11 protein-coding genes are annotated in these 13,063 nt (G+C 69.0%); 4 read left to right on the top strand and 7 right to left on the bottom strand.

The genetic code is table 11. The features are described 5' to 3' along the window. Positions 1-51 precede the first annotated feature (51 nt). Both FBZ83_RS16805 and FBZ83_RS16800 read left to right on the top strand, forming a co-directional pair. On the top strand, positions 52-789 hold the full coding sequence (locus FBZ83_RS16805) for a hypothetical protein (protein WP_145685358.1): 738 nt from the start codon (positions 52-54) through the stop codon (positions 787-789). A gap of 316 nt (positions 790-1,105) precedes the next feature. Continuing rightward, entirely contained in the window at positions 1,106-1,465 is a 360-nt protein-coding gene (locus tag FBZ83_RS16800; RefSeq protein ID WP_247888330.1) for a response regulator, read from the top strand. Between the two features lie 100 nt (positions 1,466-1,565). Here the strand turns inward: FBZ83_RS16800 and FBZ83_RS16795 are convergent, their stop codons facing one another. Both FBZ83_RS16795 and FBZ83_RS16790 read right to left on the bottom strand, forming a co-directional pair. Continuing rightward, a complete protein-coding gene (locus FBZ83_RS16795) occupies positions 1,566-2,927 on the bottom strand; it encodes an HlyD family type I secretion periplasmic adaptor subunit (protein WP_145685331.1) in 1,362 nt (453 codons plus the stop codon). Between the two features lie 57 nt (positions 2,928-2,984). Further along, positions 2,985-4,682: a type I secretion system permease/ATPase gene (locus FBZ83_RS16790; protein ID WP_145685318.1), complete on the bottom strand. Its 1,698-nt coding sequence runs from the start codon at positions 4,680-4,682 to the stop codon at positions 2,985-2,987. 264 nt (positions 4,683-4,946) lie between these two features. Between FBZ83_RS16790 and hutH the strand changes: the two genes are divergently transcribed. Both hutH and FBZ83_RS16780 read left to right on the top strand, forming a co-directional pair. Beyond that, positions 4,947-6,473 carry a histidine ammonia-lyase gene (hutH, locus tag FBZ83_RS16785; RefSeq protein ID WP_145685306.1) on the top strand — a complete coding sequence of 509 codons (1,527 nt, stop codon included), beginning with the start codon at positions 4,947-4,949 and terminating at the stop codon, positions 6,471-6,473. A 110-nt stretch (positions 6,474-6,583) separates the two neighbouring features. Beyond that, entirely contained in the window at positions 6,584-7,114 is a 531-nt protein-coding gene (locus FBZ83_RS16780) for a peroxiredoxin (protein WP_145685292.1), read from the top strand. Positions 7,115-7,269: 155 nt separating this feature from the next. Here FBZ83_RS16780 and FBZ83_RS16775 read toward each other — a convergent pair whose 3' ends face one another. From FBZ83_RS16775 to ybgF, 5 genes are all read right to left on the bottom strand, one after another. Further along, a complete protein-coding gene (locus FBZ83_RS16775; RefSeq protein WP_145685289.1) occupies positions 7,270-7,494 on the bottom strand; it encodes a DUF2061 domain-containing protein in 225 nt (74 codons plus the stop codon). A 104-nt stretch (positions 7,495-7,598) separates the two neighbouring features. Continuing rightward, positions 7,599-8,393, bottom strand: a complete 795-nt coding sequence (locus FBZ83_RS16770; RefSeq protein ID WP_247888328.1) for a rhomboid family intramembrane serine protease — start codon at positions 8,391-8,393, stop codon at positions 7,599-7,601. Positions 8,394-8,580: 187 nt separating this feature from the next. Then, positions 8,581-10,518, bottom strand: coding sequence for an ATP-dependent zinc metalloprotease FtsH (ftsH, locus tag FBZ83_RS16765; protein ID WP_145685286.1), 1,938 nt, complete (start codon positions 10,516-10,518; stop codon positions 8,581-8,583). Between the two features lie 84 nt (positions 10,519-10,602). Beyond that, positions 10,603-11,979 carry a tRNA lysidine(34) synthetase TilS gene (tilS, locus tag FBZ83_RS16760; RefSeq protein ID WP_247888327.1) on the bottom strand — a complete coding sequence of 459 codons (1,377 nt, stop codon included), beginning with the start codon at positions 11,977-11,979 and terminating at the stop codon, positions 10,603-10,605. A gap of 8 nt (positions 11,980-11,987) precedes the next feature. Continuing rightward, the gene (ybgF, locus tag FBZ83_RS16755) at positions 11,988-12,887 is read right to left on the bottom strand and encodes a tol-pal system protein YbgF (RefSeq protein WP_145685283.1); all 900 of its coding nucleotides are present in this window, start codon (positions 12,885-12,887) and stop codon (positions 11,988-11,990) included. Positions 12,888-13,063: the final 176 nt, after the last annotated feature.

Raw genomic sequence — 13,063 nt, 5'->3', positions numbered from 1 at the left:
CTTCCTTGGTCTCCATCAGGATTGCAGGATAGGGCCCGGCGTTTGGCGAAGATGCCCTATGATTTTCGATCGCAGGATCAGCGGACCGCCGACTCCGGGCGGACGCCGGGGACTCCCATCGGCTTCCACGAGCTGCGCCAGGCCTGCGAGATTTCGGCCCTTCGGGAGGATCTGGAGCGCGTCCTCCAGGACACCGGCGCCCTGCGCGACAGCATCGAGGACGCGGTGGAGCAGGTGCGCCAGCGCTTCGCCGCCCTGACGGCGGAGGAACTGGCGAACTCCGAAACGATGGCGCCGCTGCTCCAGTTCGCCGTCTCCACCCTGCTGACCATCCGCGACGAGGCCCGGCGCATCAACACGCAGACCGGCCCGGTCGACGACGACGACCGCCCCACGCGGACCGTCGCCGATCCGCGCCCCCCGCCCTCCGCCGGGACCCCGGCAGCACCGCCGTCCGTCCCGCCGCCCCCCTCCCCCCAGACCGCGCCGCAGACCGCGCCGCAAACCTACGCGCCGCCGCCGTCCGACGAGCCGGCCCCGTCCTTCGCTTCGGAACCGGAACGCGAGGAGACATCCCCGCCGCCGACTCGGGCGCCCGTTCTGTCGCCGTTCGTGCCGCGCGCCCCGGCGCCGGCGCCGCAGCGTCCGGCGGCACCGGATCCCGCTCCCGAAGCGCCTCCGGCTCCCTCCTGGCTCTCGCCCCTGTCCGGGCGCAAGGGCGGTCCCGGAGTCAACGGCAGCGCTCCGCGCAACGGCAACGTGGACTGGCTGAGCCGTCCCAAACGCTGACCTCCTCCGTTGCCCCCTTTTCGTCCCGTTGTTGCGGGAAGGTCGCACCTCGTCCGAACGCACCCACGTCACACCGATTTTCCTTGAACTCCGAAATGGGTGCGGCTACCACTTTATTTGGTAAATGAATCTTTACCAATAACACCTGCGGTGACGCATGGGGGTGGTCATGGCACGGGATGATGTGGACACGCTGGCACGACCGTCGCCCCGCCTGGAATGGCGGCACCGCTGTGGCCCGGCCGCCCAGGCTGACCGCAGAGATTCCCCCCGGCACGACACTCCGGCAGCGATCCGGCCCCTGCGGTTGCTGATCGTGGAGGACGAATCCCTGGCCGCCGAGGCGGTGGGGATGGCCGCCATGGACCTTGGCCACATCGTCTGCGGTACCGCCCGCACCGAGGAGGAGGCGGTGGCCATCGCCGGACGCGAGCGGCCCGATGTGGCGCTGATGGACGTGCGGCTGGCCGGCGGCGACGGGATCGAGGCGGCGCGGCGCCTGCGCGCCAACTATGGCATCCGCTCGATTTTCCTGTCCGGCTACGCCAACCACGCCATCATGGCCCGCATCACCGAGACCTACCCGCTGGGCGTGGTCAACAAGCCCTATTCGCTGGCCCAGTTGAAGCTGGCGCTCGACCTCGCGGCGCGGCGCCTCCACGGCCCGCGCGGCTGATACCATTCCGCTCCGCCAAACAGGAAAGGGCGGCCTCCCCCGTGGGAAGCCGCCCTTTTCTTTCAACCGTCGTGGAGCGTGACGCTCCCTCCCCCTGCCCTCACTCCTGGATGAAGGCCTTCACGTAGGAGTGCGACAGCGGCTGCACCAGATAGTCGAGCGGGGTGCGGGCGGACAGCAGGATGCGCGCCTCCACCGGCATGCCCGGCTTGATCGTCAGGTTGTGGACCTGATGGGAGTCGCTGTCCTTCAGCTTGATCCGCGCGATGTAGGACTCCTGGCGGGTGATCGGGTCCATCACGCGGTCGGCCGAGACGTAGGTCACCGTGCCGTCCAGCGAGCCGACGACGCGGCTGTCATAGGCGGTCAGCTGAACCTTCACCGGCAGATCGACGGTCAGCGACTTGATGTCCTTCGGCTGGACCTTCACCTCGGCCAGCAGGGCACGGCCGTCCGGGATGATGTCCAGGATCGGCTCGTTCGCGGTGATCGTGCCGCCGGCCGCCCAATGGCTGTGCATCACGACGGTCCCGGCGTCCGGAGCCTTGATCGCGCGGGTCTCCAGCCGGTTGGCGGCGTCGCGCATCTGCTCGGCGAGGCGGATGACGTCGCCACGGGATTTCTCCAGATCGACCAGCACCTTTTCGCGGAAGTCGTTGCGGCGGCGCAGAAGGTCGCCCTCGGCATCCACGGCGGCCTGGTTGGCCTGGGCGATGCGGGCCTCAAGCTCGCGGTCGCGGCCCTTGAGCTGCGCCTCCTCCTTCTGCTGCTCGACCAGCTTGGTCCGGGTGGCGTTGCCGCGGGACAGCAGTCCCTGGGTGATGCGCAGATCGTCCTCGATCAGCTGGATCTCGCGGGCCAGGAACTTGCGCTGCTCCTGAAGGCTCTTGCCTTCCTCGCGCAGCGTGATGACGCGCTCCTTGGTCAGCTTGGCCTCGGTGTCGAGCTGGTTGCGGCGGACCTGGAACAGGGTCTCCTGGTTGCCCATCAGCTTTTCCACCGTGCGGTCGCTGCCGCGGCGGCGGATCAGCTCGTCCGGCCACTCGATGGCCGGCTGCTCGAACAGCTCGGCGGTCAGGCGCGCTTCCAGCGCCTGGGTCTCCAGCCAGGAGGTGCTGAGCACCTGGAGCCGGGTCGCCGCCTCGGTGCTGTCCAGCCGCATCAGGACCTGACCGGCCTTCACCGTGTCGCCTTCCTTGACGAGGATCTCCTCGATCTGGGCGGTCTCGGTGTGCTTCACGATCTTGCGGCCGGTCTCCGGGGCGAGCGCGCCGGAGGCCATGACGGCGCTGTGAAGCGGGGCGAGCGCGGCCCAGGCGGTCATCCCGCCGAAGCCCACCGCCAGCACCATGAAGCCGCCGGCCAGAAGCCCGCTGACCCGGGTGTCGGGAACCAGCGCGCGCAGCGCGCCGATCGACGTCATGGTCTTCGTCTTGTAGGTGTTCATGGTGGTGTCGGTCATCACAGAAGGTCCTTAATCGCCGGAAGTCGCACGGGTGCTGGTCTGGAGGTTCCGGCGTCAGCCGGCGGCGCTCTGCACCGGCGCCGGGCCGATGTTGCGCAGGCGGCTCCAGTTCGGACCCTGCTGCTCCTGCTGGCGTTGCGGCAGTTCGACCGCCATGCCGTTCTTCAGAACGAAGGTCTTGTCGGAAATATCAACGAAGGCCGGGGAATGGGTCAGCACGATGGTGGTGACGCCGCTGGTCTTGGCCTCGACGATGAACTCGCGCACCGCCTTATGGCCGATCTCGTCCATGCCGGCCGACGGCTCGTCGAGAACCATCAGCGACGGGCGGCCGTAGCCGGCGCGGGCCAGGGCGATCAGGCGTGCCGAGGCGCCGGTGATCGGGAACAGCGGGTCGGTCACCTCGGTCTCATAGCCGCCGGGCAGGCTCTCGACCCAGGAATGGATGCCGGCACGCTTGGCGGCGTCCTCGACCTTCTCCCGCGTCGTCTCGGTGAAGCGGGCGATGTTCTCGGCGATGGTGCCGGGCAGCAGGTCGGCGCCCTGCGCCATGTAGCCGATGCCCTGCTCCGGGGTTTCCGGGTTCAGCGAGGCGACGGCCAGACCGCCCAGCCGCACGGTGCCCGCCGACGGCATCGCCACGCCGGCCAGCAGACGGGCCAGGACCGACTTGCCAGAGCGGTTGGGGCCGGCGATGCACACCGTCTGGCCCGGCTCCACCGCCAGCGTGACGCTGCGCAGGATCGGCTTCTGGTCGCGGGGCGAGACGAACAGCAGGTTCTCGACGGTCAGGCGCTCGCGCTCGACCGGGATCATCGGACGCTCCGGCTCCAGCGACAGGCGCTTCAGCAGCGGGAACAGGCGGCGGAAGGCCTGGTAGGACTTCTGGATCTGGCCCCAGGCACCGGCGGTCTGCTCAACCGGGGCGAGGGCGCGGCCGACCAGCATGGAGGTGGCGATCATGCCGCCGAAGGACAGGTGCTGCTCGATCACCAGCAGGGCGCCGACGCCGGTCACCGCGATCTGGATGACCATGCGGACCCACTTGGTGAAGGCGCCGATGGCGGCGGCGCGCTCGGTCGAGCGGCCCTGCAGGGCGGAGGTGGTCATGGCGTCGCGGGCCACGGCGTCCAGCGCGCTCGGCCCCATACGCAGGCCGCGCACCGTCTCCGACCGCGACAGCAGGGAGTCGAACAGGCGCTGCGAACGGCTGGCCGGGGCCTTGCTGTCCTCGGCAAAGTGGCGGACCGCCCAGTTGCTCAGATAGCCGAGCGCCGTCATGATGACCATCGCGGCGACCAGGATCACGGCGAGCAGCGGGTGGATCAGGTAGATGCCGATGACGTACAGGGGCACCCAGGGCAGGTCCATCAGGGCCGGCAGCGACGGACGGCTCATCGCGCCCTTGACCTCCATGAGGTCGCTGACCGGGGCGGTGTCCGGACGGCCGCGGCCCGAGGCGTCCAGCACGTCGGCGGTCAGCCGGCGGCGCCAGGTGACCTCCAGCGCGTTGCCCGCGCGGGCCAGGATGCGCGCCCGCACCGTTTCCATGGCGGCGCTCAGCGTCAGGGCCAGGACGACGATGACCGTCAGCATGACCAGCGTATCGATGTTGCCGGATGGAATGGCCCGGCTGAAGACCTGAAGCGAATAAAGCGGCATCGCCAACATCAGAAGATTGATGGTGGCGCTAAAGACAAATGCACCAACAAGTACACGGGTGAAATAACGTCCACCGTGAGCCTTATCCATTTTAACATCTTTATTGGTCTTTTCAGACCCGCGAGAAAACAGGCGAGGCATTTACAGCCCTCCAATTGTCACCGTTTGCGGCAGTGCCCACTGGATGCAGGCGATGTCAGTTGGCGCGTTTTTGGTAAATGAAATCTGAAGATTGAGGGACATCACAGGAATGCCACTGAAAACCACCCCCTTTGCGCAAACGACAACGGCGCCTCATGTGAAGAGTCCTCCTGTTCGCCCCGTTTCACCCCGCCCCGCTCGAAGGAACGCCGCATGACCGACACGCTGATCCTCGACCCCGGCCATCTCGCCCTGCCCGATCTGCGGCGCATCCTGCGCGACCCACCCAACTTGGCCCTGGCGCCCGGCTGCCGCGCCGCCATCGACGCCTCGGCCCGCACGGTGGCGGACGCGGCGGGCGGGGAGCGCGCGGTCTACGGCGTCAACACCGGCTTCGGCCTGCTGGCGAAGAAGCGCATCCCCCCGGATCAGGTGCGCGAGCTGCAGCGGCGGCTGGTCCTGTCGCACAGCGCCGGCACCGGGCCGGACCTGCCGCCGGGCGTGGTGCGGCTGATCCTGGCGCTGAAGGTCAACGCGCTGGCGCGCGGCCATTCGGGCGTGCGCATGGCGGTGATCGAGGCGCTGCTGGCGCTCTACAACCGCGGCGTCCTGCCGGTGGTGCCGGCCAAGGGGTCGGTGGGGGCGTCCGGGGATCTGGCACCGCTGGCCCATCTGACCGGCGTGCTGATCGGCGAGGGCGAGGCCGACGTGGACGGCGAGCGGCTGCCCGCCGCCGAGGCGCTGGCCCGCGCCGGGTTGGCGCCGCTGGCGCTGGAGGCCAAGGAGGGCTTGGCCCTGCTGAACGGCACGCAGGTGTCCACCGCCCTGGGTCTGGCGGGGCTGGTCGCGGCGGAGGACGGCTTCGCCGCCGCCCTGGTCGCCGGCGCGCTCAGCGTCGATGCGGCTCTCGGCAGCGACGGCCCCTTCGACGCGCGCATCCATGAGCTGCGCGGCCAGCCGGGCCAGCGCGACGTGGCCGCCGTCTACCGCTCCCTCCTCCAGGGCAGCGGCATCCGCGATTCCCACCGGGAGGGGCACGAGACGGTGCAGGACCCCTACAGCCTGCGCTGCCAGCCGCAGGTGATGGGCGCGGTGCTCGACCATCTGCGCTTCGCCGCCGGCGTGCTGGAGCGCGAGGCCAACGCGGTGTCCGACAACCCGCTGGTCTTCCCGGACAGCGGCGACATCCTGTCGGGCGGCAACTTCCACGCCGAGCCGGTGGCGATGGCCGCCGACGTGCTGGCCCTGTCGATCGCCGAGACGGGAGCCCTGTCGGAGCGGCGGATCGCGCTGCTGATGGACACCCACCTGTCGGGGCTGCCGCCCTTCCTGGTGGCGGACGGCGGGTTGAACAGCGGCTTCATGATCGCCCAGGTCACCGCGGCGGCGCTGGCCAGCGAGAACAAGCAGATGGCCCACCCGGCCAGCGTGGACAGCCTGCCCACCTCCGCCAACCAGGAGGACCATGTCAGCATGGCGACCCACGCCGCCCGCCGCCTGACGGACATGGCCGACAATCTGGCGGGCATCGTCGCGGTGGAACTGCTGGCCGCGGCCCAGGGCATCGACCTGCGGGCGCCACTGGCCTCCTCCCCCGCGCTGGAGCGCGCGCGCGGGCTGCTGCGCGCCCGCGTGGCGGTGTGGACGGAAGACCGGGCGATGGCCCCGGACATCGCGGCGGCGAAGCGGTTGGTGACCGAGGGGGCCTTCCGCCCCTTCGCGGAGACGCTCCTGCCCTGATGCTGAGACAAGACCGCGCAGGCGGCTCCCGCCGGTTTTCGTCAATCCGTTGAAGGGCTAAGGTTCGAATCATCCCACCTCAACCGCTTCACTTCGATCCGGAGACCATCATGGAAGGACGCAAAGTCCCCTCGGTCGTGTTCAAGACCCGCGTGCGCGACGAGAGCGTCGGCGGCCCCAACCCGTTCCGTTGGCAGGACGTCAGCAGCGACGATCTGTTCGCCGGCAAGCGCGTCGTCGTCTTTTCCCTGCCTGGCGCCTTCACCCCGACCTGCTCCAACCAGCAGGTGCCGACCTACGACGCGCTCTATCCGGAGTTCCGCGACCTGGGCGTCGACGAGGTCTATTGCCTCAGCGTCAACGACGCCTTCGTGATGTTCCAGTGGGGCAAGCATCTCGGTGTGAAGAACGTCAAGCTGATCCCCGACGGCTCAGGCCAGTTCACCCGCCGCATGGGCATGCTGATCAACAAGGATCATGTCGGCTTCGGCATGCGGAGCTGGCGCTACGCCATGGTGGTGACCGACGGCGTGGTCGAAAAGCTGTTCGAGGAGCCGGGCATCAACGACGCCGGCGAGGGCGGCGATCCCTACGGCGAATCCGCTCCGGAAGCGGTGCTTGCCTACCTGCGGTCGCGCTGAGCCGGTAGTCCGTTTCTATAGCCCTCTCCCCTCCGGGGAGAGGGTGGCCCGTAGGGCCGGTGAGGGGGTTGCGCGCAGCGGTACGTCCGGCACAAGCGCATCCCCCTCACCCTGCCCCTCTCCCCGGAGGGGAGAGGGGATGACCACCGTTCTTTTCAAGCCGGAACGGCGGTCCCCTCCGCCGGCTCCGCCTCGGCCACCTGCGCCTTGCGGCGTTCATGGGCCGCCCAGGCACGCTCGTGCAGGTGATAGGCCACCGTGTTGCACAGCGGTTCCACCAGCGCCAGCGCACCGCCCACCGCGATGCTGCCGGTCATCAGATAGCCGACCGTGAAGGCCACCGTGAAGTGGATGCAGGCGAAGCTGAAGGTCTTGGTCATCGCGGAACTCCCGAACGCCGCCGTTTCTGTTCAGCCTCAGCATGCGCGCCGGGCGTCGACCGGTCCAATCGAACGATCTGAAAAGATTGATAGGGATTCCCTATTCACCAGCGGAAGGAACGGCGGCGGTCGCCCGCCTCCGGCACGCTGCCGCGGCGCAGCCGGGTGCCGGGCGGAACGACGGCAAAGGCACGGCTGTGCGCCGGCTCCAGCAAACGCACCTCCGGCCGCTTGAAGAAGGGGATCAGTGCCGCCCCCATGACGAATCCGCCGACATGCGCCCAGAAGGCCACTCCGCCGCTGTCGTCGGAGGTCGGGGTGGTGACTCCGCTCAGGATTTGCCCGAGGAACCAGAAGCCCAGCACCAGCACCGCCGGAACGCTGATGACGCGCACGATGATGATGAACCAGAAGAAGACGCCGACATTCGCCCGCGGGTGCAGCACCAGATAGGCGCCAAGCACCCCGCCGATGGCTCCGCTCGCCCCCACCATCGGCACCTGGGAGGTCGGGGCGGCGAAGCTCTGGGCAAGCGCCGCCGCCGTTCCGCACAGCAGATAGAAGACCACGAAGCGGCCCCGCCCCATGCTGTCCTCGACGTTGTTGCCGAAGATCCAGAGGTACAGCATGTTGCCGGCGAGGTGCAGGAAGCCGCCATGCATGAACATGGAGGTGACGACGGACATCCAGGGCGGAACGACCCGCAACGGCTCCGGCAGGTCCGCATAGCCGAACAGCACCGCCGGGACGAGGCCGAAGGAATAGACGGCGAGGTTTCCGGCCCGCGCACCCAGCGAGAGCTGCCACAGGAACACCATCACGCACAGCGCGATCAGCGCCATGGTCACCACCGGCGTCCGCCGCGTCGGGTTGTCGTCGTAGATGGGCAGGAACAGCATCGGTGGCGCTTTCGGTTGGGGTGGCCCTGTTCAACACGATGGTCCCGCCGATCGGTTCCGCCAAGACGTACGGGACACACGTACAGGCGGAGGGCACCAGGACAATGGTCGGCAAAGAAAAACCGGCGCCCCTTGCGGAGCGCCGGTTTCGCTGACGTAAGCTGAGATGCGGATCAGATACGAACCATCAGGTGCCCTGGGGCTCCGGGTCCATCCCGCCGCTTTCCTTGGTGGTCGGCACCGACGGGCGACGGCCCGAGGTCGGGGTCGGCTGCTTCGGCGGGGCCGGAGAGAAACCTTCCCGCTCGTCGTTGCGGATCAGCGGCTCGCCGCGCAACAGGCGGGCAATGTCCTCACCGCTCAGGGTCTCATACTCCAGCAGGCCTTTGGCGATCGTGTGGAGCTGGTCGATGTTCTCCGTCAGGATGCGGCGGGCCTCGCCGTACGCCTCGTCGACGATCCGGCGGATTTCCTCGTCCACCGTGCGGGCCGTGGCGTCGGACATGTTCTTGTGCTGGGTGACGGAGTGGCCAAGGAAGACCTCCTGCGTCGGCTCGCCATAGAGCAGCGGGCCCAGCTTGTCGCTCATGCCCCATTCGGTGACCATGCGGCGCGACATGTCGGTCGCCATCTTGATGTCGCCCGACGCGCCCGTGGTCACGCGCTCCTTGCCGAAGATCAGCTCTTCCGCGATGCGGCCACCCATGGCGACGCGCAGGTCGGCGTGCAGCTTGGCCTGGGACAGCGAGATGCGGTCGCCTTCCGGCAGGCGCATCACCATGCCGAGCGCGCGGCCGCGCGGGATGATGGTGGCCTTGTGCACCGGATCGCTGTCCGGTTGGTGGATGGCGACGATGGCGTGACCGGCCTCGTGGTAGGCGGTCAGCTTCTTCTCGTCCTCGGTCATGACCATGGAGCGGCGTTCCGCGCCCATCATGACCTTGTCCTTGGCGGCCTCGAACTCGGCCATGCCGACGACGCGCTTGCCGATGCGGGCGGCGAGCAGCGCGGCCTCGTTGACGAGGTTGGCGAGGTCGGCGCCCGAGAAGCCCGGGGTGCCGCGCGCGATGACCTTGGCGTCGACGTCCGGGGACAGCGGCACCTTGCGCATGTGGACCTTGAGGATCTTCTCGCGGCCCAGCACGTCCGGGTTCGGCACGACGACCTGACGGTCGAAGCGGCCCGGACGCAGCAGCGCGGGGTCGAGCACGTCCGGACGGTTGGTCGCGGCGATGAGGATGACGCCCTCGTTCGCCTCGAAGCCGTCCATCTCGACCAGCAACTGGTTCAGGGTCTGCTCGCGCTCGTCGTTGCCGCCGCCCAGGCCGGCGCCACGATGGCGGCCGACGGCGTCGATTTCGTCGATGAAGATGATGCAGGGAGCGTTCTTCTTGCCCTGCTCGAACATGTCGCGGACGCGGCTGGCGCCGACACCCACGAACATCTCGACGAAGTCGGAGCCGGAGATGGTGAAGAAGGGCACGTTGGCTTCACCCGCCACGGCGCGCGCGGTCAGGGTCTTGCCGGTGCCCGGCGGGCCGACGAGCAGCACGCCCTTCGGAATCTTGCCGCCCAGACGCTGGAACTTCTGCGGGTCCTTCAGGAACTCGACGATTTCCGCCAGTTCCTGCTTGGCCTCGTCGATGCCGGCGACGTCGTCGAAGGTGACCCGGCCGACCTTCTCCGTCAGCAGGCGCGCGCGGGACTTGCCAAAGCCCATGGCCTTGCCGCCGCCCGACTGCATCTGACGCATGAAGAAGATCCAGACGCCGATCAGCAGCAGCATCGGGAACCAGGACAGCAGGACGGAGAACAGCGACGGCACGTTGCTGTCGTCCGGAACGGCGCTGATGCGCACGTTCTTCTGCGTCAGCCGCTCGACCAGCCCGGCTTCGGGCGGGACGTAGGTGCTGAAGGACCGGCCGTCGGTGAAGTGGCCGGAGACCTGGTTTCCTTTGATGGTGACGTCGGCCACTTGGCCGCGGTCCACTTCGGCGAGAAGCTCGCTGAACGGAACCGTCGTCTGCGGGCTGCGCGTGGAAGAGCTCTGGAACAGGTTGAACAGGGCCACCAGCAGCAGCCCGATGATGATCCAGAGCGCGAGATTCTTGCCGAAATTGTTCACGTCGAAAGCCTTTCTGCGAACCCTGCGCGGAAAGGTAGGCTGATGCGGAGCCACCCCTCCCGGGCTTACGGGCACGTTCCCAGATTAAATAATGCCGACACGGTCCGAAACAACCGGAAAAGCTGGGCCGGCCAACACCACCCCGGGTGCGTGCAAAGCGACCGCCGAAAGGGGGAATCCGGGCCGCGAAAAGCCCAGATGCGGCACCGCCGCCAGCCCGTTTCCGTCCCAAAGCGCCGGCAGCGTCTCGCGGACCGGTTCGGGCAGGCCGATGCGGCCCGAATCCGGGCCTGAGGACCGCACCATTTGCCACCCCTCCCGACCCAATTTTGCCACCGTGACCGCGCCTCCGGCGTCCGCCCCCAGCCGAACGGCGAATCGGCGATCCCACCAGACCTCTCCGCCAGAGGTAAGGCCCAGCCGTTCGGTCACCCCGGCCGGCTCCCGTGCGATGACCAAATGCCCCTGCCCCACAGCCCCTTTTCGCGGGACGATGCGGCAGCCGCCCAGCGTGCGTCCCCGGAAGGTTCCCCCCGCGATCTCGGCGAACAGGCGCTCCACCGCCTCGTCCTTCGGCGGGTAAGCGGCTCCCCCCGTCGCGGCGATGCAGCGGACCAGAGCGCGCAGACCAAGCTCCTCGGGCGCCGCCAGCAACGGCCTCGGGTCGAGCCGCAGCCAGCCCTCCGGGAAAACCTCCACGGCTTCGGCCAGCAGGGCGGCGGTCCCGGCCTCCAGCGCGTTGCGGGCGCGGGCGGCGCGGCGGGCAAGGTCGGCCAGACGCGGCGCGTCCAGCCCCTCGGCGGCCAACGTGTCCCCCGCCGCGCGCAGGCGGGCGCGAGCGAAACGGGGGTTGCGGTTGGAGGGGTCCTCGACCCATTCCTGACCGAAGGCGCGGCAGGTCGCCACCAGCCGCTCGTGAGGCAGGTCGAGCAGCGGCCGGATCACCCGCACCGCGCCGCCCGCGCGCACCGGCGCCATGCCGGCCAGCCCGTCGATTCCGGAGCCGCGGGCAAAGCGCAGAAGCACCGTCTCGGCCTGATCGTCGCGGTGATGGGCGAGCGCCAGATGGAGGATGCCCTCCTCGCGGCAGCGCTCGGCCAGCAGACGGTGGCGCGCCGCGCGGGCGGCCTCCTGGATGCCGGTCGCCGGCTTCTCGCCGTCCCAGCGCAGAACGGCGGGAACAACGCCGCGGGCCTGGAGCCAGCCGCCCACCCGCTCGGCTTCCGCCGCGGATTCCGCGCGCAGCCCATGATCGACGATCAGGGCGAGGACGGCGCCGCCCCGCTCCGCCGCCCACCGTTGAACGAGCAGGGCCAGCCCGAGGCTGTCGGCCCCGCCGGACACGCCCACGGCCACGCGCGGCCGCGTCTCGAAGCCGCCCAGCCGGTCCATACGGGCGGCGAACTCATTCGCGGAGATCGGCCCCGCGGAGATCGGCCCGGCCGGATCGGACGCGTTCACCGCACCCGTCAGGCGCAGTTCAGGCGGCGCCGCTCGGTGTCGGCGCGGCGCTTCACGCTGGCCGAGGCTTCGGGGAACTTGTTGATCAACTGGTTGAAGGCCGTGCAGGCGTCCTTCTTCTGGTTGAGCTGCTGCAGCGACATGCCGAGCTTCAGCAGGTTGTCGGCCGCCTTGTTGTTCTTCGGGTACCTCTGCACGCCCTCGGCGAAGGCGACGGCGGCGTCCTGGAACTTGTTGCGGACATAGTAGGTCTCACCCAGCCAGTACTGGGCGTTGCCGGCGAGCTGGTGGGTCTTGTTCTTCGCCAGGAAGTCGCTGAAGGCCTTTTCCGCCTTGTCGTAGTCGGACTGGCGCAGCAGTTCGAAGGCGTGCTCGTACTGCTTTTCCGGGGTCGAGTTGGCGGGCAGCGGCGCCACGGCGGCGGTCTGCGCCGGCTTGTCGGCCGCCTTCTCCGGCGCCTTGGCGGCGCTGGGCGCCGCGGCCGGAGCCGCCGCGCTGGGCTTGGCCGGGGCGCCGAACGGGTCGCTGGCCGCCCCGCCGCCCTTGCTCTCCAGCTCCTTCAGGCGGAAATCGATGTCGCTGTTGACCCGCTCCAGCCGGTCCTTCATCTGCGAGATCTGATAGGTCGCCTCTTCGTAGCGCCCGGTCAGCTCCGACAGCGCGCGCTCCAGCTTCTGCAGGCGCACCTCGAAGTCCGCGGCCAGGGACGGTTGGATCTCGGCCGTCTGCCCCCGCGTGTAGCCGCTGCCCGGATAGGCCTGGGCCACCTCGACGCGCCCGCCCAGCGCTTCCACCCCCGACTCCAGCCGGTCCAGACGGTCCTGCAGCGAAGCCGTCTGCGCGAGGACGGAACCGCTGCACAGCAGGCCGCCAAGCAGCAGGGCGGCGAAAGAAGTGGTCTTGGTCATGCGTCGAGGGTCCTGTCCGGGCGGGGAATGCCGTCGTGGGAGGGTGGCGGCCCAAGCGGGCGAAACTATGGCGGCTGTTTACCAGAAGCGCGTACGCCTTGCACGGTGGTGATTTGGAAATCTCCCCGCGACGGGCGCAATCTCGAAAGAGACCACAGAAAAAAGCCCCTTCCCGG

The organism is Azospirillum brasilense, assembly GCF_007827815.1.
GTDB classification, from domain to species: domain Bacteria; phylum Pseudomonadota; class Alphaproteobacteria; order Azospirillales; family Azospirillaceae; genus Azospirillum; species Azospirillum brasilense_C.
The sequence above is the reverse complement of the archived record's forward strand: the minus strand, read 5'-3'. Positions and strand labels throughout refer to the sequence as shown.